Below are 20,103 nucleotides of genomic sequence, written 5' to 3' on the forward strand. Positions count from 1 at the left end.
AGCAAGGTCATGTCGCGACACACTTTTTTCATAACCGGTGCCAATTCGGGTTTCGGTTTCGCCATCGCCAAGGCGGCTCTCGATGCGGGCCACCGGGTTATCGGCACGGTCCGATCCGAGGAGGTCAGGGCACGTTTGACCGAGCGCCTGCCCGAGGTGGTCACCGTCCTGTGCGATGTCACGCAGTTCGATGCCGTTGCCGGCATCGTCGATCGTGCCGATAGCGAACATGGTCCGATCGACGTCCTCATCAACAATGCAGGGTATGGCCATGAAGGCGTCCTCGAGGAATCCCCGCTCGAGGAAATGCGCCGCCAGTTCGACGTCAATGTCTTTGGAGCAGTGGCAGTTGCCAAGGCATTTCTGCCACGCTTTCGCAAACGCCGGGGCGGCTTCATCGTCAACGTGACGTCCATGGGAGGGATGATAACGATGCCGGGAATCGCCTATTATTGCGGGAGCAAGTTTGCGCTCCAGGGCATCTCGGAAGTGATGCGCGCCGAAATGGCACCATTTGGTGTCCGCGTGACGACCCTATGCCCGGGATCCTTCCGCACCGATTGGGCGGGGCGATCGATGGTGAGGAGCCCGCGCGCGATCGCCGATTACGACACACAGTTCGACCCTATACGGGCCGCGCGGGAGGAGAAGAACGGCAAGCAGGTTGGCGATCCCGCCCGTCTTGCCAAGGCTGTCCTTAGCCTGATCGATGCAGATGCTCCGCCACCGCAGTTGCTGTTGGGAAGCGATGCCTTGCGCCTTGTGCGTGACCGATTGACGCAAATGGAAAGCGAAATCGATGAGTGGGAGAGCCTTACCTTGTCGACGGATGGCTAAGTCACCGAGCGCGTGCGCCGGCTCCGGCTCCGGCTAATCTACTTCGCTCAAAGCTGGGATAGCGCCCTGACGCCGTGAGCAGATCATGCTATGGTGCATTCTCAACCGGCTCTGGAATGGAGGTGGTGATGAGAACGATGATACGCTCCCTGGCGCAACTGATCGTCGTGGGAATACTGATGGGCGTCGGCCCCGCGTCTTCGGCAAGCTATCCGCCAAAGCTTCTGACCTTTCTCGATCCGACACTGAGGCTTGCAAGCATTTGCGGCGGGAATAGGGAAAGCGGCTCGATGCGCGCCAGGCTGATGACCGCGGCGGCTGTCGTGCAGGCAATGCCTATGGCAGTCCCCCCGCTATTCGATCAGTTGGGCCAAGTCCATTTTCGCATAACGACCAAGAGTCCTCAGGCGCAGCGCTATTTCAACCAGGGCCTGTCGTTCGCCTATGGTTTCAACCACGCGGCGGCGGGCGCGTCGTTTCGGGAGGCGCAACGGCTCGATCCCGCTTGTGCCCTGTGTTTTTGGGGCGAGGCGCTGGTCCACGGCCCCAATATCAACGCGCCGATGGAGGAAGGCGTGAACGCGCGCGCAGTCGAACTGGCGCGTCGTGCCGACAGCCTGGCCTTCGGCAGCACCGGGCTGGAACAGGCGCTGACAGCGGCAATGCTGCGGCGCTATTCCGCGGATTCCAAGGTCGAACGTGCGGCACTGGACGCTGCCTACGCCGATGCCATGCTGGCCGTGGCAAGGGCTTTTCCCGCTCATGACGATATCGCGCTGCTCGCCGCCGAAGCCGTGATGGATACCCGGCCGTGGGATTACTGGCAGACCGATCGGCGAACGCCGAACCCCCGGATCGGCGAGGCCGTCGGGCTGGTGGAGACGGTCCTCGCGCGCAGCCCGGACCACCCGCAAGCGCCCCATCTCTACATTCACCTGATGGAGAACGGGCCAGATCCGAAGCGCGCGGAGTCCGCCGCAGACAGGCTTGCCGCGCCGCTAGCGCCGAAATCCGGCCATCTCGTCCACATGCCGGCGCACATCTATCACCGGATCGGACGGTGGAAGGACTCCATACGCGTCAATGTCGCTGCCGCGCGCGCCGACGAGGAATGGATCAGGACCAGCGGCGACAGGGGATTGGTTCGCTACGGATATTATCCGCATAACGTCCATTTCATCGTCACCTCCGCACAAATGGCGGGCGACCTGGAAACGGCAACGCGTGAGGCAAAGCGACTCGAGCAGCTACTCGATCCAGAGACCAGCGCCAGAATTGCGTGGATCCAGGCAATCAGCGCCGCACCTTACTTCGCCGCCGCACAGTTCGCACGGCCGGAGGAAGTACTGGCAATGCGGGAGCCGGATGCTCGGCTCCCCTATGCAACCGCCATGCGCCATTATGCACGCGCGATCGCCTTTGCGCGGCAGCATGACCGGACCGGCTTCGATGGTGCGCTTGCGGCCTTGCGCGCACTCGGCGAAAGCGGCGCGATGAAGGGCATGGTCGACCAGGGCGTGCCGGCGCCTGACCTGCTGCGGATCGCGGAACGCGTGGCGCATGCTCGCTGGGCACAAGCGAGCGGGCGCCCTGCCGAAGCTGCGGCGCATTACCGGGAGGCGATCGCGATAGAAGAAGGCATCCCGTACATGGAGCCTCCTTTCTGGTATTATCCCGTCCAGCAATCGCTGGGTGCTGCGCTCTATCAGATGGGGCGCTTCGAGGAGGCCCGAACCGCGTTCAACACTGCGCTTGTCCAGTCGCCGGGGAATGGCTGGGCGCTATACGGCCTTGCCGCTTCCGAGCGCGCGCTTGGCCGCAAGGCGGAGGCTGCTGCCGCCGATGCGGCTTTTCAGCGTGCCTGGTCCGGTGACCGCAGGTGGCTGAAGATGGACCGGCTATAGTCGGCGAAGCGTTCACAAGTAGCGGGTTTGGGCTCCTTCGTCTGTTCCGACGACACCTTTCTTGCTTCACTCCAACGCACAGCCATCCGAATTCGCCTTTTCTGGATCGTGACGACAACCTTGCCGATATGCGGATTCCAGGAGCCGGGGTTTGGGGGAGGCGATGGAAGCCGCGAGGCAGGAAGGTGTATCCGATCGATTGACGGGCAATCGCTTATGTCGATGGGGCGGCAGGTCTATAGATTGTGCGCAAGGCTCTATCAGATCCGCCCCGCACCATGGTCCGGCGGGGAGGGATGCGCCTAGATATCGGGAAACCGACGGAGAGATGCGATGTACCCCAGGTCCTGGCTGTTGTTGGCAAGCGTTACCCTGGCTTTGACCGGATGCCAGACGGCACCCGCGACCGGCGTGCAGAGGCTGGCCTATGTCGGCAATCAGGGTAGCGGGCCTGACGCTGGCGTTGTGGCCGTGAAGCTCGATGAGGCCAGCGGCGCGCTGACATCGTTAGGTGTGGTTGCGCAGGTCGAAAGACCCACCTGGGTTCTTGCCGACAAGGTTCACAAGCGCCTTTTCGCCGTCAGCGAGGTTGGCAACGATGGAACCGGTCACGGCTCGGTTCTGAGCTTCACCTACGATGAGTTCAGCGGCGCTTTGACGCCGGGTGAACGCGCCGATTCCGGGGGAGGCGGTCCGACGCATCTCGCGCTGGCGCCCGGTGGCGGAGCGGTGTTCGTCGCCAATTATGGCAGCGGCACGGTCGCGGCGGTTTCGGTAGATGCGAGCGGCAGGCTCGCGACCGAAGCCGGGAGCGTTGCAGCCCATGAAGGCGCCGGTCCGCATCGCCGCCAGAAAGGGCCTCATGCTCATGGCGTAACGCTCGATCCGTCGGGGCAATATCTGCTCTCGCCCGATCTCGGGACCGACCGCGTCTATGTCTATAAGCTCGGGCGGGGCAGCGATATGCTGACGCCGGCGAACCCACCTTTCGCGGCGCTTCCTCCCGGTTCCGGGCCGCGCCATATCGTCTTCGCGCCGAATGGGCGGCAGGCCTTTCTGATGACCGAGATGGGCGGCACGGTCTTCAGCTACGCATGGGACGCGAGGAAGGGATCGCTGACCGAACTCTCCCATGCGGCTCTCGATGCGGCGGATTTTACCGGAGCGCCCAGCGGCTCCGAACTGGCGGTGTCTCGGGACGGCCGGTTTCTTTATGCGGGAAACCGCGCGGCGAACCGAATCCAGGTCTATTCCGTCGCATCTGACGGTGAGTTGCGCTTGTTGCAGGCCATCGATTGCGGCGGCCTGGTGCCGTGGAGTTTTGCGCTGAACGGAAGCGGCCGGTGGCTGGTTGTGGCGAACCAGGGTTCAAACAACCTCTCTGTCTTTGCAGTGGACAGCGCCAGCGGTCTCCTGACGGCCACGGACAAGCGACTGGACCTTGGCAAGCCGACCTCGGTAGCGTTTACGGATCGCTGAAAGGACAGTTCCCATGACCGACCCCTTCCGTCCCGTGCTTTACCTCAAGTCCACTTGCCCGCATTGCCTGAAGTTGCGGATATTCCTGCTGGAGGCTGGGCTTCTCGATCGTTTCGAGCAGCGCATCTTCACCCAGGGTGACGATGCGGAAGCCGCGATCCGCGCGGAACTGGCGCTGCATTTCGACAAGGTCACTTTCCCGACCGTGCAATACGAGCCGGGCCGGTTCATGAAGGATTCGGACGCCATCATCGCCCACTATGCCGCCGAAGCGGGGCTCGATAGCGCACGCCTGCCGGTCTTCGCGGCCTATGCCGGCAGCGTGCTGCCCAAGTACATGGAAGTTCGCAAGGAACTGAATGCGCTGAAGCAGGACACCTGATCGAGACGGCCTTGCCGGACGCAACAAACCCGCCCGGCAAGTCCGCCGGGCGGGGTCCTCTCGTCGATGGTCCTTCTGTCAGAAGTCGAAGCCAGCGGTTACGCCATACGTGCGCGGCGCTGCGTAAGTGCCGTTGTCGCCGCTGTTCGAGGCGCCGATCTGGCTCCAGTAGAATTCGTTCGTCAGGTTCTTGCCCCAGAGGCGGATGAAGAGGTTGTCGCTGGCCGAGCGCCAGGTCAGCGACGCGTCTGCAGTGTTGTACGCGCCTTGCTTTACCCGCTCATCCGGCGAACCGACGAAACCCGAATTGTAGTAGTAATTACCCGCGAGGGTGAACTTGCCGATGCCGGTTTCCAGATCGTAGGCCCCGCCGATCGATGCCGTGAAGCTGGGCGTGTTCTGGAGCTTGTTGCCCGAGGCATCGCCGATCAGCAGGCAATTGCCGCCAAGCTGCGCATAGGGGTTGCCATTGGTGCCGAGGCAGGTCTGGCCGGTCGGGATCGTGAAGCCGGCAGGCAGCGGATAGGGCGTGGTAATGATCGCCGTATCGAAGTCGGTGTAGCGGGCGTGGGTCCAGTTGAAGCCGCCGAACAGGCGCAAGTCGCTGGTCACGCGCCAGGTCAGGTCGGCGTCGATACCGTAGATGTGGGCGCCGTCCGCGTTGTAGACGGTCTGCGCGCCCGAAATCACCTGCATGACCTGGATGTTCTTCTCGTCGTAGAAGTAGCCTGAGAGATTGAAGCGCACGCGGCGACCGAACAGGTCGGACTTGATGCCCACTTCATAAGCGTCCACCAGTTCCGGCTGAAGCAGCACGATCGGGTCCGACTGGGTGATGAAAGTGCCCGAGCGGAAACCGCGGTTGTAGCTGGCATAGGCCAGCAGTTCCGGCGAGAAGCGGTGGTCGAGCGATAGCCGCCAGGTGACCTTGTTGAAAGTCTTGCCCTCGTTGATGGTGTCGCTGATCGTGGTCAGCCCGGCCGGGGGGACATTGCCGTTGAACGAGACATCGTAGGCGGAGAGGCTGCGCTTGTCGCTGGTGTAGCGGATACCGGCGATGAGGTGCGTGTTCTCGCCGAAACTGTAGGTTCCTTCCGCGAAACCGGCGAAACTGTCGAGCTTGATCGAATTGTAGTCCTCGACATAGCCGTTGTTGCCGAAGGTGAAGAGTCCGGTCGTGCGCGAGCCGTCGTTACCGGCATTGCCGTGCATGTAGAAGCCGCCGAGCACCCACTTGAACGGGCCTTCGCCTTCGGAGACGAGGTTTACTTCCTGGGTGAACTGCTTGTCGTAGAGGTGGTTGTCCACCTCGATGCGCTTGACCGTCGTACCGTCGGGATCGAAATTGTAGTTGAACTTCGAGTGCCGGTAGGCGGTGATGCTCTTGAGCGAGACGCTGCCGAAGTCCTGTTCGACGGTCAGGCTGGTGCCCCAGGCCCGGGTGGTCATGTAGGGATCGACATCGGCCAGGATATCGCGGTGCGGATCCCCGCCGAGCGCCTCGATCTGCGCGGGCACGTTCTGGCCGAGCGCGTTCGTGGTGAAGTTGCGGAAGGCGGGCGCCGCCGAGTTGCGACCGTTGAAGTCGCCAGCCAGCGTGACCTTGGTAAGCGCGCTCGGCTTCCACAGCAGCTTGGCACGACCGGCCCAGGACGTGTTGGTCTGGATGTCGTTGCCGGTGAACAGGTTCTTGCCGAAGCCGTCCTGCTGGTTGTCGTACTGCCCGGAAAGGCTGATCGCCACGGTATCGGTCAGGCCGCCGGAAACATAGGCTGCCGAATGGACCGTATCGTAATTTCCGTAGCCGATCTCCGCCTTGCCGTTCCAGTCGAAGTCGGGCCCTCGCGTGGACATCTGGATCAGGCCGCCGGTGGCATTGCGGCCGAACAGCGTGCCTTGCGGTCCCTTGAGGACGGTCACCTGGTCGGTATCGAAGAAGTTCTGGAGAATGCCGAACGAGGCGCCGTAGTAGACGCCATCGACATAGACCGCGACCGGGTTCTCGATGCCCGGGCCTTGGCCGGTGGCCCCGATGCCGCGAATGCGGGGCAGGCCGATGCCGCCGGTGCCGGTCGTGATGTTGAGCGCGGGGACGGCCGCCTTGAGGTCGACCGTGCTGGTCACGCCTGCGCTCTTCAACTGATCGCTGCCCAGGGCGGTAATGGCAATCGGCACGTCCTGTGCGGATTCGTCGCGCTTCTGGGCTGTGACGATGATCTCTTCGACACCGCCCCGGTCCGTCGATTGCGCCAGGGCGAACTGCGGCGTGCAGGCCATCGCGGCGGCGCCTGCCAGCAGCGCGTGGCGCAGCGCCGGGCTCACGGATGTCGGAATGTTCGTCACGGTCTTCCTCCCAGGTTCCGGCCTTTTGGCGAGCCGGTGAATTTCCCCCACCGCCGATCATCTGCCGTTTCGTCGGCAGGGGCGGTACGGCCTCGATGTAGTCCGGGAAGGTGGGGCAGCGGATATAGGCACTCGAACCGGGCCGATAATTTCGGCGATGCCGCTCGTGCAATGGCTCTGCGCCTCTTCTAATGAGAATGCCTGCACGGGAAACGGGCCGGAAAGTCCGTACCGGGAAAACGCGCTTCCATGAATGCGGGCCCGGGATTGGCAGGGAGAGACAAGAGTGAAGCGTAGAGATTTCCTGGCGGTCGTTCCCGCATCGGTGCTGCTCAGCCAGGTCGGGATCGCCAGGCCGGTATCGGCAAAGGCAGGGCCCGCCAAGAAAGGCGTGATGATGATGAACCGCATCGCCCCTTCGGTGTCCGAACTGCATGTTGCCGCTCTGGACGGCACGGGCGAGCGCAAGGTGCTGGCCGAGAGCGCTTACGACTACAACGCGCGCCTCTCGCGCGATGGTTCGCGGATCGCCTTCACTTCCGAACGGCTGGGCGACGGCAATTCCAGCCTGTTCGTCGCCAAGGGGGACGGCACGGGGATCAAGGCCGTGGCCGACGGTTCCTGCGTGGACGATGCCGCCGCCATTTCGCCGGACGGCAAGTCCCTGGCCTTCGTGTCCACTCGCGGCGGCTACAAGGCCAATATTTGGGTGATGGATCTGGCCAGCGGCAAAGTGCGCCAGCTCACCGGGATCGGCGACGTGAAGGGCGACCCGGACAGCCCGGACTGCTATTTCCGCCCCGCCTGGTCGCCCGACGGCAAGTGGATCGCTTTCTCCAGCGACCGCGACACAAGCTGGCGCGGGCACGACGAGAATCGCGGTTGGGAGCACACCCAGGAACTCTCGATCTACAAGATCCGGCCCGACGGTACCGGCTTCGCCAAAGTCTGCTCGCGCAAGAACTGGTGCCAGGGTTCGCCATCGTGGTCGCCCGACGGCAAGCGAATCGTCTTCTACGAGCTGACCACCGAGGCCACTTGGGGCGCACGCCGTCCCGAATGGATCGGCCGCGTGGAATCGCAGATCATCTCGGTCGATGTCGAGACCGGAACGCGGATCGAGCACACGCAGGGCGCCGGGCTCAAGGTCTCGCCGCAATATGTCACGCAGGATGAGATCGGCTATGTCGTCAAGGGCGGCCCGGGCGAGGGCGTGGCCTACACGTCAGACCGTCCCGGCTTCAAGCGCGCGGGCCTGCGCTCGCCGCACTGGACTGCCGACGGAAAGTCCCTGATCTACGAAGTCCAGGCATTCCGACCGGTGCGCGCGCTCGACAAGCCGCTCTATAGCTGGGACCCGGAGTACGACTATCGCTTCATGGATGTGTTCCCGATCCTCTCCAACCAGGGCATGCTGGCCTTTACCGAGAAGCAGACCGGCACGTCCTCGATCATGACATGCAGGCCTGACGGGTCGCAGCGCCGGGTCGTATTCGACAACAGCAGGTCCGGCCTCAATCCCGAGATGGTGAAGAAGGGCCTTGCGGGTGCGTTCCAGCCTTGCTGGTCGCCGGACGGGGAATGGCTGGCCTTCGGTGTCGGCACCTGGTTCGCCGAGCGCAGCTATGCCAAGGCCGTGGTGGTACGGGTGCGCAAGGATGGCACGGATCTGGAAGTTCTGACCGACGGCACCGTCCATTCCGGCTTTCCGAGCATTTCCCATGACGGCAAGGACATCGTCTACCGCGTCTGGGGGCAGAGCGAAGAGCGCGGGCTCAGGATCATGAACCTGGAAACGAAGCAGGTCCGCGTGCTGACCGAGGATCTCGACAATCTGCCCGGCTGGTCGCCCGACGGCCAGCGTATCGTCTTCACCCGCAAGGTGGACGACAAGGACTATCAGGTCTGCACGATCCGCCCCGACGGTTCGGACTATCGCCAGCTTACCAAGAGCAAGGCAAGTGACGGCCATGCGGTCTGGTCGCCGGACGGGCGCATCATGTGGTCGGGTTCGGAGCATGGCTTCCGGGACGAGGCAGCGCTCTACGACAATACTTTCCAGCAGTACGGCCAGATCTACGTGATGGATGCCGATGGCGGAAACCAGCGCCTGCTGACCGACAGCAAGTGGGAGGACTCGATGCCGCTCTACATCGACAAGTCCCTGCTCTGACAGCTCTCCCTTGACGGGACGGACTTCGGGGAGGATGCCGTAGCGGCATCCTCCCCGTTTTTTGAACAGGGCGGGGTTCAGCCCGCTTGCCGGAGCAGCGGCGGCGGCGCGCAAACGTGCGTGCGAATAACATCGATGAAAGCGGATTGCACAGGCGTCGGCATCCAGTCCGCCCGCGTGGTGATGCCGATGGCGGGCACCGGATCGATCGGGCCGCAGTGCAGGGCGCGCAGGCCGTCCTCGAAGCTGATCTCGTAGGACGTCATCAGCGTCAGGCGGTCACTGCCCTTGAGCAGATGGCGAATGACGGGCAGGGCGCAAGTGGCGACATGGGTTTGCGGCCCTTTCGTGCCCGCGAAGATGCGATCGAAGCAGGCGCGGCGGCTGGAGCCGGGCGTGCCGGTAATCCAGTCGTAGGCGATGAGCTCCTCCACCGTGACCTTGCCCGCACGGGTCAGGGGATGGCCCTGCCGTGCGACGACGGCGTAAGGCGTTTCGATCAGCGGCTCGCAGACGAGTTCGGCCGGTGTTTCCGCCGGAAGCAGGCCGACGACGAAATCGACCTCGCCTGCCCTCAGGCACTTGGTCATCTCCACGGCGCTCTCGTTCATGATCCGAATATCGGCGCTGGGGTGGCGTTCGAGGAAACGGTCGAGCACCGAGGCGAGCAGCACACTGCCGCCGAAGGGCATGGCGCCGATCACCACTGGTGTGGCCGTGCCGTCCAGCGCGGAATCGATCTCCATCACGCCCCACTCGATCTCCTGCAGTGCAAGCTTGACCATCGAGCCCAGCTTCATGCCTTGCGGGCTGACCAGCATCCCCGCTGCCGTTCGGTAGAACAGCGAGACGCGCAGGTTGCCTTGTAAATCGCGCGCGGCGCGCTGGAGCGAGGCGGCGGAAATGTCGAAGCTCTCGCTCGCGAGTTCGAACGATCCGTGTTCCATCACGCCGACCAGGGTGCGTAGTTGCGACCGGGTGAGGCGGTTGACGATGGCGCGGGCGCCATCCGCATTCATAGCGGCGCCGATCTCGATCACGGCGCGCTCGGTCTGTTCGAAGAAGCGCTTCACGCGGGCATGGAACACCATGCCGAATTCGTTGAGATAGCTGCCGCTGGCGCGCCGGTCGACCAGCGTGGCGCCAAGCTGCGCTTCCATCTTGGCCAGCGCCTGGGTGACGGCCGGCTGCGACAGGCTGCATGCCTCCGACGCGCGGCGCACGCTCTTGAGATCGCCGATCGCTTCGAACAGGCGAAGCTGGCGGAAGCTCAGGCTCTGGGCGCGCTCGGCACCCGGGGTCTTGTGTCTCGTTTCGTTGGCCATGTTCAGGTCCTCTCTCCACTCCAGACCTAGCGCGAAATTTATCGGGTCCGCAACGGGCCTGGCTATCACCCCAGCCTTCGCGGTTGCGACATGATGCGGGGAGTTTGGGCGATCGACCGATTGCAGACTCAGCGAAAAGTTGCGGGAATACAGTCGTTATCCTGGTGAACCGCCATCGCGATGGAGGAGTCCGCGTTGCGGCATCCTGCGACAGTCCTGCCTACGAACCTATTGCGCGCGGCGCTGGATTTATAGCGCTGGCGGCATAGATTCTATCGCTTGGCGGGCGGTGGAGAGGCTGGACCTCTATAAGTTGTGCGCTCGCGCCGACCGGTTCGGATGGGGGCCGCGTTGACTTGGAACCGGGCAGGGCGCTTTTCGCGGGTCAACCGGCATCGGACGTTGCAGCAAACGCCGAAAGCCGTTTTTACTCATTCCCGAGGAGAGCGACCTTGAGCCAGAAAGTCCGCCTGAAGTTGGCGATTGCCGACCATCCGCACACCGCCGCGATCCGCGACGGCAGCATCGAGATCGAAGGCGTCGACGCCGAATTCGTGACGGTGAAGCCCCAGATCGGCGCATTCCGCCGCATGGTCCGCGATCTTGAGTTCGACGTCTGCGAACTGGCGCCCACCACCTACATCATCGCCCGCGCCTATGGCCGCCCGTTCAAGGCGCTGCCGATCTTCGTGGTCCGCCGCTTCCACCACGGCGGGATGCTGGTGAAGCCGGATTCGGGCATCCGCCACCCCAAGGACCTTGAAGGCAAGAAAGTCGGCGTGCGCGCCTATTCGGTGACCACCGGCGTGTGGATCCGCCAGGTCTTCATCGACGAATACGGCATGGATAACGACAAGGTTACCTGGATCGTCGATGATGAGGAGCACGTGACCCAGCTGCAGCTTCCCGCCAATGTGCAGCACACCCCCGAAGATGTGTCGCTGGCGGACATGATGGACAGCGACCAGATTCAGGCCGGCGTCGAAGCTGCTGCCGGTATCGGCCGCACCGGTGCGCCGACCGGCGGCTGGCAGGAAGTCGACACCAGCATGTATGTCGACCTGATCCCCAATGCGGCCGAGGCCGAGGCGGAATACTATGCCCGCACCGGCGTCTATCCGATGCACGGCACCATCGTTGTCAAGGACGAGATCCTTGAGCAGCACCCGTGGATCGCGCGTTCGCTGAACGATGCCTTCACCCGCGCCAAGGACGAGTGGCTGGCCAAGCTCAACTCGGGCGAGGCGACCGGCAAGGGTGCGGAAAAGTACCGCGCGCTGCAGGACATCGTCGGCGCCGACCCGCTGCCCTATGGCATCGAGGAAAACCGCGCGACCATCGAGGCGCTGGAGCAGACCGCCTTCAAGCAGGGCCTGACGCCGCGCCGCATGACGATGGAAGAGCTGTTCGTCGATCCCGCCAAGGCGCCGGTTCGCGTTTGAACCCATAGCCCATAGGGGCATCCATCTGTTTCGTCAATGCGAGCGTAGCGAAGCAATCCAGGGCGGTTTGGGTCGCACTGGATTGCCACGGGCCTTACGGCCCTCGCAATGACGAAGGGAGACGCCCACTCGTGATTGCCTGCTGAATTCCACGGAGAATACGATGATTATCGACTGTCACGGTCACTTCACGACGGTCCCCAAGCACTTCCGCGAATGGCGCAGCGCGCAAGTCGCGGCGGCGGACGATGTGGCGAATGCGCCGCTCGTTGCCGACGCCCATGTCAGTGACGACCAGATCCGCGAAGGCATCGAGGGCGGCCAGCTGAGGCTCCAGCAGGAGCGCGGCAGCGACCTCACCCTGTTCTCGCCGATCGCCGGCCTGATGAGCCACCACCTCGGCAACGAGCGCACCAGCCTTGAGTGGGCGAGCGTCTCCAACGACCTCGTCTACCGCGTTACCGAGATGTACCCGGACAACTTCGTGCCGGTTGCCATGCTGCCGCAGAGCCCGGGCGCCCCGCCGAAAAACTCGATCCCCGAGCTTCGCCGCGTGGTGGAGGAGCTGGGCTTCGTGGGCGTCAACGTGAACCCCGACCCCACCGGCGGATACTGGACCGGCAAGCCCTTCACCGATAAGGAATGGTATCCGCTGTTCGAGGCGATGTGCGATCTGGACGTGCCGGGCATGGTCCACGTTGCCGCATCGTGCAATCCGAACTTCCACGGCACCGGCGCGCACTATCTGAACGCCGATACTTCGGTGTTCATGCAGATCCTGCAGAGCGATCTGTTCAAGGACTTCCCGACGCTGCGCCTTGTGATTCCGCACGGCGGCGGCGCGGTGCCGTATCACTGGGGCCGCTATCGCGGCATGTCGCTGGAGATGATGGACCGTCCGCTGGAAGGGCTGCTGGACAACATCTACTTTGACACCTGCGTCTATCACCATCCCGGCGTCGAACTGCTGACCAAGGTGGTGCCGACTTCGAACGTGCTGTTCGGTTCGGAAATGATCGGCGCGGTGCGCGGCACTGATCCCAACACCGGCCACTATTTCGACGACACCAAGCGCTACGTCGATGCCTGCGAGGCGCTGTCGGATGACGACCGTTTCGCGATCTACGAAGGCAATGCCCGCAAGGTCTATCCGCGCCTCGACGCGCGGCTGAAGGCCAAGGGACTTTGACAATACCGTCGTCCCGGACTTGATCCGAGACCGCTGGCAATTCTTTAGGCGCTTACTCGCGAGCAAGGCGCGGTTCGGCCAGCGATCCCGGATCAAGTCCGGGATGACGAATTTGGCAGCGGCGGAAGTTATGCCTCACGGCTGACAATCAACTCCCGCCGCCGCCGTCCACCCCGCACACTGACAGCAACCAGAACAGAGCCCCGGCAGCGCGATGCACGCTTCCGGCAGCGGAGACAGGTGCATGACGTCCAAGTTTGTCGATATCCATCCCCACGTCATTTCCGACGACGAAGGAGCCTATCCCCCGGCGCCGCTGTTCGGAAAACGGTCCGACTGGTCGCAGGAGCGGCCGAGCACCGTAGAGACCCTGATCGCCTCAATGGATGAAGCCTGCGTTGCCAAGGCCGCCGTTGTCCATTCGTCCACCACCTACGGCTTCGATAACAGCTACGTGGTCGACGCCTGCAACCGCTATGCCGACCGCCTGATCGCCGTGGGTTCGGTGGACGTACTGGCGCCCGACGCCGTCGACACCATCCGCTCGTGGGTGGACAAGGGCCTCAAGGGCCTGCGCGTCTTCACCGGCGGGTCGACCAAGGAATTCGATCCCAGCGAACTCGACGATCCGCGCGCCTATCCGGCGTGGGAACTGCTGGGCGACCTCGGCCTGACCATGTGCATCCAGACCGGCCCGGTCGGCCTTGCCGCCGTAACCGCGCTGGCCAGCCGCTTCCCGAACGTGCCGATCATCCTCGACCATCTCGGGCGTCCCGATGTGACCGATGGCGCGCCTTACGCGAATGCACAGAGCCTGTTCGACCTTGCGCCGATCGAGAGCATCTATCTGAAGCTGACGCCGCGCATCATGGGCGATTCGACGAAGGGCGAGGCCACGCCCGAGACGCTGTTCCCGAAGCTGGTGGAGGTGTTCGGCGCGCAGCGCATGGCCTGGGGTTCGAACTATCCGACCTCGCCCGGCACGCTGGCCGAGATCAAGGCGACTGCCGAAAGCCGCCTTGCCTGCCTGACCGACGCCAACCGCGAATGGATTTTCGCGAAGACTGCGCAGAAACTCTACCCGGCTCTGGACGACTGAAAAACCGTTCGCGAAAACAGGTGACATAAAGTGGAGAGAGACGAGATGGACAAGGCACTCGAACGGGGCGGGGCAGGCAGGGCGGCGAGTACAGCCGCGCCGGCAAGCGCGGCCGCCTGGGCGGTGCTGCTGCTGCTGGCGCTGGGCGTGATGATCGCCTTCGTCGACCGCACCAGCATCTCGTCGGCTCTCGCGGATGCGCCGTTCATCCAGCACTTCGGCATGACCGATATCGACCGGGGCTGGGTGAATGCGGCGTTCTTCTGGTCCTATGGCCTGATCCAGATTCCGGCCGGATGGATCGTCGACCGTTACGGCGTGAAGACGCCTTACACGATCTGCTTCGTGCTCTGGTGTCTGGCAACGGCGGTGACCGGCCTGATCTCGACGCTGTTTGCGCTGGTGCTGATGCGCGTGATCGTCGGCGCGGCGGAGGCGGTGGTGATGCCCGCCAGCTATCGCTGGATCCGCAACAACTTCAAGGAAGGGCAGAGCGGCACCGCCGTCGGTATCTTCGCGATGGGCAACAAGTTCGGCCCTGCCATCGGCGCGCCGATCGCCGCATGGCTGATCACCGCCTACGACTGGCGGGTGATGTTCATCGCCACCGGCGTGGTCGGCCTGGTCTGGCTGTTGCCGTGGATGTTCCTGGTCAAGAACGACCTGCCGCGCCGCGAGGATATGGCGGCGATCAGGCGCAAGGCCTCGTCCGTAACTTTCGCCAGCATCCTGTCCAGCCCGCTGGTCTGGGGCACGCTGGTGGTGAACTTCTGCTACGGCTACTTCACCTTCTTCTGCATGACCTGGATGCCCAGCTATCTGGTCGAGGAGCGCGGGCTGAGCCTTGAGAAATCCGGCCTGTTCACCTTCTTCAGCTTTGCCGGCATCGCCATCGTCGCGGTCATTGCCGGATGGCTGGCGGACAAGATGATCGCGCGCGGCGGGGATCCGGTGTTCGTGCGCAAGGCCTTTGTCATCGCCGGTTTCGTCGGTGCCTGCACGGTGCTGCTGGGCGCCAAGGCGGACTCGCTGAACGCGGCGCTGTTCTGGAACGTGTTCTCGCTCTCGTTCCTGGGCCTTGCCACGGCCAACAACCTTGCGCTCTGCCGCCTGACGCTGATCCCGGCGCCTGCCGTGGGCCTTGTCACCGGCGTGCAGCAGGTGGCGACCAGCCTTGCCGGCGGCGTCGCGGCGAGCCTTTCGGGCTGGTTGCTTCATGTCTCGGGCAGCTACGATCTGCCGATGATGGTGATCTTCGTCTTCCTCGTGATCGGCGCGCTGACCACCTGGCTGGTGCTGCGCCCCGAGTGGGCACCGAAGATTTCGCTCGCAGCAGGCGAGTGAGCTGCGCATCCGGGGGATGCCGACCCGTGGGGGCGGGTTGCATCACCCGGAGCGTAGATTGGATTGGCCGTGTGGGCGGCGGCTCCCTAGTTCTGCGACAGGTTCGCAACAGATTTTGACTGAAAGAGGATGCAATGGCGCAGATCGTATTCGGCATGGCCGTTCCGCACAGTGGGATGCTGGGTCAGGCCCCCGAGGACTGGCTGAAAAACGGCGATCGCGACCGCAAGAACCCGGAACTCTGGTACCGCAACCGCACCTGGACCTACCCGGAATTGGAAGCCGAGCGCGGCGCCGCTTTCGCCCCGTTCCTGACGCTTGAGGAACGCACCGAGCGTGCCACCCGCTGCCGCGCGGCGCTGGACGAGATGGCGGAGGCCTACAAGCGCGCGCATGTCGATGTCGCCATCGTGCTGGGCAAGGACCAGAAGGAAATCTGGCCCGACCAGTCGCCCTCGATCACCATCTACACCGGCGAGGACGTGCACAACGGCCCGCCGCAGCGCCCGGTCTATGCGCCCGACCATCATGTCGTGCATCAGGCCTACCCAGACTTCGCGACCTATCTGATCAAGACGTTCCAGGAACAGAACTTCGACCTCAACGATCTGCAGAAGTGGCCGCAGAACAGCTGGATGGAATCGCGGCAGGGCTACGCGCCGGACTATCCGGTGGTCCCGCATGCCTATAGCTTCGTCTACCACCAGATCATGGGTGACGATGTGCCGCGCCATGTGCCGGTGCTGTTCAACCTGTTCTACCCGCCGACGCAGCCCTCGATGGCGCGCTGCATCGAGTTCGGCCGCGTACTGCGCGAGGCGATCGAGGCATGGCCGGAAGACGTCCGCGTGGCGGTGATCGCCAGCGGCGGCCTGTCGCACTTCGTCAATGACGAGGCGTTCGACCGCGACGTGATGGAGAAGCTGGCGAGCTATGACTACGAGGGCCTCGCGGCGATCCCGGACGGCTACTACCAATCCGGTACGAGCGAGGTGAAGATCTACTCGATCGTGATGATGGCGCTCCAGCACACCGGCGCGAAGATGACCTTGGTGGACTACGTGCCGTGCTGGCGCACGGAGGCCGGCACGGGCGAGGGCATGGGCTTCATGTACTGGCAGCCTGAAGAGTAAATTCGAACCGGCCCGTCTTTCCTGAAGGCGGGCCGGTTTTTTCTATGGCGGCGGTCGCCGGATCAATCGGGTGCGACCGTCCGGGAAGAGGTACGGGCAGAGCAAGCCCGAAAGGAAAGATCCAAGCAATGACCCAGACGCGCCTCAACGGCATCATCCGCGCTCTCGAAGCCGGCAAGCCCGCTTTCACCTGCTTCTCGAAGGTCGACAAGCTGACCGCGCAGGAACTGACCGATGCCCCCTATGACGGCATCGTCTTCGAGATGGAGCACAATCCCTACGACGTCGCCGCGCTGGGCGACGCGCTGCAGTACATGCTCAATCGCAAGAAGATCGCCGAAAGCGGCTCGGTCGCGCCGTCGGTCACGCCCATCGCGCGCATTCCGGCCAATGGCGGCGAGATGAATCAGTTCCAGGCCAAGCAGGTGCTGGACCGCGGCGTCTATGGCGTGATCACGCCGCACGTCTCGACCGTGGAGCAGGCCTACAACATGGTCGCCTCCGCCCGCTATGCGAAGCCGACCGGCGCCGCGCTCTACGAGCCCAAGGGCATTCGCGGCGACGGTCCGGCCACGGCCGCGCGCTACTGGGGCCTGTCGCAGCCGGAATACTATGCCAAGGCCGACGTCTGGCCGCTGGCCCCGCATGGCGAACTGCTGGTGGGCATGATGTGCGAGAGCCCCGAAGCGATCGAGAACCTCGACGACATTCTCGCCAACGTTCCCGGTATCGGCCTGGTGCTGATCGGTGAGGGCGATCTTTCGCAGGCACTCGGCTACCCGCGCCAGTACGATCACCCCGAAGTGGTCAGCGCGATGAACAAGATCGTCGAGGTCTGCAAGAAGCACAACGTCGTCGTCGGCAACCCGCACACCAATGCCAAGAATGTCGAGCGCCTGATCGGCGAAGGTTACCGCTTCCTGATGTCCGCGCCGACGCGCAGCTACGGCGTGGTCGGTCAGGGCCGCGAACTGGCGGGATACTGACCATGGCCAATGGCGCAGAAACCCTCGTCAACACGCTGGTCGACAACGGTGTGGAGGTTTGCTTCGCGAACCCCGGCACCTCGGAAATGCACTTCCTGGCGGCGCTCGACAATCCGCGCATGAAGTCGGTGCTGTGCCTTTACGAAGGCGTCTGCACCGGCGCGGCGGATGGCTGGTACCGGATGAAGGACGTGCCGGCATCGACCCTGCTGCATCTGGGGCCGGGCCTCGCCAACGGCCTGTCCAACATCCACAACGCCAAGCGCGCCTCGTCCGGCATGGTCAACATCGTCGGCGAGCATTCGGCATCGCACCTGAAGTACGATCCGCCGCTGACCTCTGACATCGAAGGGCTGGCCCGCCCGCTCAGCCACTGGGTGCGCCGCGCCGAATCCGCGACGACCATCGCCTGGGATACGGCCACCGCCTGCGCCAAGGCCAGCGAGCACCCCGGCCAGATCGCCACGCTGATCCTGCCGGGCGACACTGCGTGGAAGGACGCGGGCACCCCGGTCGTGCCGCAGGGCCTGACCCGCGCCCGTCCCGCGCCCGATCAGGCGCGCGTGGATGAAGTGGCCAAGGTGCTCCGCTCGGGCGAACCCACCTTGCTGATCCTCGGCAACAAGGCCACGCGCGGCCGTGCGCTGGACCTCGCCGGCGTGGTTGCGGCCGGAACGGGTTGCCGCCTCGGCTCGCAGTTCTTCACCGCGCGGATCGAGCGCGGCGCGGGACGCACGCCGCTGGAGCGCATTCCCTACGCGGTGCCGCTGGGGCAGGCCTTCCTCAAGGACTTCAAGCACATCGTCACGCTGGAGACCAAGGAGCCGGTCGCGTTCTTCGCCTATCCGGGCAAACCCAGCCTGCTGAAGGCGCCGGGCACGGTGGTCCACTCGCTGGTCGCGGATGATGAGGACAGCGCCCTCGGCCTCGAAATGCTGATCGATGCGCTGGGCCTGAAGGGCGCCGCGCCGCTGGTGCAGGAACGGATCGAGGCTGCGGCGCCCAGTGGCGCGCTCAATCCCGAAAGCATCGCGCAGGCCCTTTCCGCCGCGCTGCCGGACAACGCGATCCTCGTCGACGAATCGCTGACCACCGGCCGCCAGACCATGGGCCTGACGATGGGCGCGCGTCCGCACGACCTGATCAACAACATGGGCGGTTCGATCGGCTACGGCACCCCCGTCGCCACCGGCGCCGCAATGGCCTGCCCGGATCGGCGGACCTTCTGCATGGTGGGCGATGGTTCGGCCATGTACACGATCCAGTCGCTCTGGACGCAGGCGCGCGAAGGGCTGCCGATCACCACGATCATCTTCGCGAACAACCAGTACGCGATCCTCAAGGCCGAATACACGAATATGGGAGCGGGCCAGCAGCCCGGCCCGCAGGCCATGGCGATGATCGATATCGACCGTCCCACCATCGACTGGGTCGCCATGGCGAAGTCCATGGGCGTGCCCGGCGTGCAGGTCGACAATGCCGAGGACTTCCACAAGGCGATGGCCCGCTCCACGGAGATGGACGGCCCCTGCCTGATCGAAGTCAAGCTCTACTGATCGGGAGAAGGAAAACCATGACCATGACCGAAGTGCTGACGTTAAAGGCCAACGTACAGGACTATCCGCAAACCAAGGCGCTGAAGGACGGGCGCGTCTCTTCCGATATCGTTGCGCTCGATTTCTGCGGGCCGGAAAAGGCGCACAATGGCTTCAAGGCCATGCTGCGTGAGAACGCCTTCGATTGCGGCGAACTGGCGATCGTCACCTGCCTGCAGGCGAAGATCTACGGCAAGCCCTTCGTGCTGCTGCCGGTGCCGATCTCGGGCCGTTTCCAGCACCACTGCGCGGGCTTCAATCGCGAGCTGGGCCATCTCGATCCCAAGGATATCGAAGGCAAGCAGGTCGGCGTGCGGACGTATGCGCAGACCACCGGCCTCTGGGTGCGCGGTGTGCTGCAGCATGAATACGGCGTCGATCTCGACAAGGTGACGTGGATGACCGTGGGCGACGGCCACCTCCTCGAATACACCGATCCGGCGAACTGCGTGCGCCTGCCCAAGGGTTCGGACATCGGCCAGATGATGCTGGACGGTGAACTGGTGGCCACGCTTCAGGGCGTCGATCTGCCCAAGGATCCGCGCGTGGAACGGCTGATCCCCGATCCCTTCAACGCCGCCAAGGACTGGTTCGCGCGCGAGGGCGTGGTGCCGATCAATCACATGTTCGTGGTGCATCAGGACCTGACGAAGAACCGCCCCGACGTGGTGCGTGAACTCTACCGCATGGTGGTGGAGAGCCGCGATCTTACCGAAGGCGGTTTGCCCGATCCGTTCCCGCCCGTCGGCCTTGAGGCCAATCGCAAGGGGATCGAATTGGCCATCGACTGGGCCTTCGAGCAGAAGATCATCCCCCACAAGATCACTGTCGACGCGCTATTCGACGAGGTGACGGCAAGCCTGGGCGCCTGA

The 20,103-nt window shown here is 64.0% G+C and carries 15 protein-coding genes; 13 read left to right on the top strand and 2 right to left on the bottom strand.

Annotation, left to right across the window (positions count from 1 at the left end):
• Positions 1 to 9: 9 nt before the first annotated feature.
• From NTCA1_RS11440 to NTCA1_RS11455, 4 genes are all read left to right on the top strand, one after another.
• Entirely contained in the window at positions 10 to 837 is an 828-nt protein-coding gene (locus NTCA1_RS11440; RefSeq protein ID WP_159830611.1) for an oxidoreductase, read from the top strand.
• A gap of 338 nt (positions 838 to 1,175) precedes the next feature.
• Positions 1,176 to 2,741 carry a tetratricopeptide repeat protein gene (locus tag NTCA1_RS11445; RefSeq protein WP_236549255.1) on the top strand — a complete coding sequence of 522 codons (1,566 nt, stop codon included), beginning with the start codon at positions 1,176 to 1,178 and terminating at the stop codon, positions 2,739 to 2,741.
• A gap of 333 nt (positions 2,742 to 3,074) precedes the next feature.
• Entirely contained in the window at positions 3,075 to 4,220 is a 1,146-nt protein-coding gene (locus tag NTCA1_RS11450; RefSeq protein WP_159830612.1) for a lactonase family protein, read from the top strand.
• 13 nt (positions 4,221 to 4,233) lie between these two features.
• Positions 4,234 to 4,602 carry a glutathione S-transferase N-terminal domain-containing protein gene (locus tag NTCA1_RS11455; RefSeq protein WP_159830613.1) on the top strand — a complete coding sequence of 123 codons (369 nt, stop codon included), beginning with the start codon at positions 4,234 to 4,236 and terminating at the stop codon, positions 4,600 to 4,602.
• A gap of 78 nt (positions 4,603 to 4,680) precedes the next feature.
• On the opposite strand, the gene NTCA1_RS11460 is transcribed toward NTCA1_RS11455, so the two are convergent.
• Positions 4,681 to 6,945 carry a TonB-dependent receptor gene (locus tag NTCA1_RS11460; protein ID WP_159830614.1) on the bottom strand — a complete coding sequence of 755 codons (2,265 nt, stop codon included), beginning with the start codon at positions 6,943 to 6,945 and terminating at the stop codon, positions 4,681 to 4,683.
• Between the two features lie 286 nt (positions 6,946 to 7,231).
• Between NTCA1_RS11460 and NTCA1_RS11465 the strand changes: the two genes are divergently transcribed.
• Positions 7,232 to 9,118: a hypothetical protein gene (locus tag NTCA1_RS11465; protein WP_236549256.1), complete on the top strand. Its 1,887-nt coding sequence runs from the start codon at positions 7,232 to 7,234 to the stop codon at positions 9,116 to 9,118.
• Positions 9,119 to 9,195: 77 nt separating this feature from the next.
• Here the strand turns inward: NTCA1_RS11465 and NTCA1_RS11470 are convergent, their stop codons facing one another.
• On the bottom strand, positions 9,196 to 10,443 hold the full coding sequence (locus tag NTCA1_RS11470) for a LysR family transcriptional regulator (RefSeq protein WP_159830616.1): 1,248 nt from the start codon (positions 10,441 to 10,443) through the stop codon (positions 9,196 to 9,198).
• Positions 10,444 to 10,895: 452 nt separating this feature from the next.
• Between NTCA1_RS11470 and NTCA1_RS11475 the strand changes: the two genes are divergently transcribed.
• The 8 genes from NTCA1_RS11475 (at position 10,896) to NTCA1_RS11510 (ending at position 20,103) form a co-directional block, all read left to right on the top strand.
• A complete protein-coding gene (locus tag NTCA1_RS11475; RefSeq protein WP_159830617.1) occupies positions 10,896 to 11,885 on the top strand; it encodes an ABC transporter substrate-binding protein in 990 nt (329 codons plus the stop codon).
• Between the two features lie 163 nt (positions 11,886 to 12,048).
• Entirely contained in the window at positions 12,049 to 13,074 is a 1,026-nt protein-coding gene (locus tag NTCA1_RS11480; protein WP_159830618.1) for an amidohydrolase family protein, read from the top strand.
• Between the two features lie 244 nt (positions 13,075 to 13,318).
• Positions 13,319 to 14,173, top strand: coding sequence for an amidohydrolase (locus tag NTCA1_RS11485; RefSeq protein WP_159830619.1), 855 nt, complete (start codon positions 13,319 to 13,321; stop codon positions 14,171 to 14,173).
• Positions 14,174 to 14,218: 45 nt separating this feature from the next.
• Complete coding sequence (locus NTCA1_RS11490) at positions 14,219 to 15,517, top strand: MFS transporter (protein ID WP_159830620.1); 1,299 nt, start codon at positions 14,219 to 14,221, stop codon at positions 15,515 to 15,517.
• Positions 15,518 to 15,651: 134 nt separating this feature from the next.
• Positions 15,652 to 16,650, top strand: coding sequence for a protocatechuate 3,4-dioxygenase (locus NTCA1_RS11495; RefSeq protein ID WP_159830621.1), 999 nt, complete (start codon positions 15,652 to 15,654; stop codon positions 16,648 to 16,650).
• Between the two features lie 128 nt (positions 16,651 to 16,778).
• Entirely contained in the window at positions 16,779 to 17,636 is an 858-nt protein-coding gene (locus NTCA1_RS11500) for an HpcH/HpaI aldolase/citrate lyase family protein (RefSeq protein WP_159830622.1), read from the top strand.
• Positions 17,637 to 17,638: 2 nt separating this feature from the next.
• Entirely contained in the window at positions 17,639 to 19,192 is a 1,554-nt protein-coding gene (locus tag NTCA1_RS11505; protein WP_086491428.1) for an acetolactate synthase large subunit, read from the top strand.
• Between the two features lie 17 nt (positions 19,193 to 19,209).
• Entirely contained in the window at positions 19,210 to 20,103 is an 894-nt protein-coding gene (locus tag NTCA1_RS11510; protein WP_159830623.1) for a phosphate ABC transporter substrate-binding protein, read from the top strand.

This window comes from Novosphingobium sp. TCA1 (genome assembly GCF_009811895.1).
GTDB classification, from domain to species: domain Bacteria; phylum Pseudomonadota; class Alphaproteobacteria; order Sphingomonadales; family Sphingomonadaceae; genus Novosphingobium; species Novosphingobium panipatense_A.

Bases quoted from the DNA above. Each gene is read 5' to 3' on its own strand.
- NTCA1_RS11480 (WP_159830618.1), top strand. From the start codon at position 12,049: ATGATTATCGACTGTCACGGTCACTTCACGACGGTCCCCAAGCACTTC.
- NTCA1_RS11495 (WP_159830621.1), top strand. From the start codon at position 15,652: ATGGCGCAGATCGTATTCGGCATGGCCGTTCCGCACAGTGGGATGCTG.
- NTCA1_RS11455 (WP_159830613.1), top strand. From the start codon at position 4,234: ATGACCGACCCCTTCCGTCCCGTGCTTTACCTCAAGTCCACTTGCCCG.
- NTCA1_RS11510 (WP_159830623.1), top strand. From the start codon at position 19,210: ATGACCATGACCGAAGTGCTGACGTTAAAGGCCAACGTACAGGACTAT.
- NTCA1_RS11485 (WP_159830619.1), top strand. From the start codon at position 13,319: ATGACGTCCAAGTTTGTCGATATCCATCCCCACGTCATTTCCGACGAC.
- NTCA1_RS11490 (WP_159830620.1), top strand. From the start codon at position 14,219: ATGGACAAGGCACTCGAACGGGGCGGGGCAGGCAGGGCGGCGAGTACA.
- NTCA1_RS11470 (WP_159830616.1), bottom strand. From the start codon at position 10,443: ATGGCCAACGAAACGAGACACAAGACCCCGGGTGCCGAGCGCGCCCAG.
- NTCA1_RS11450 (WP_159830612.1), top strand. From the start codon at position 3,075: ATGTACCCCAGGTCCTGGCTGTTGTTGGCAAGCGTTACCCTGGCTTTG.
- NTCA1_RS11505 (WP_086491428.1), top strand. From the start codon at position 17,639: ATGGCCAATGGCGCAGAAACCCTCGTCAACACGCTGGTCGACAACGGT.
- NTCA1_RS11500 (WP_159830622.1), top strand. From the start codon at position 16,779: ATGACCCAGACGCGCCTCAACGGCATCATCCGCGCTCTCGAAGCCGGC.
- NTCA1_RS11445 (WP_236549255.1), top strand. From the start codon at position 1,176: ATGGCAGTCCCCCCGCTATTCGATCAGTTGGGCCAAGTCCATTTTCGC.
- NTCA1_RS11440 (WP_159830611.1), top strand. From the start codon at position 10: ATGTCGCGACACACTTTTTTCATAACCGGTGCCAATTCGGGTTTCGGT.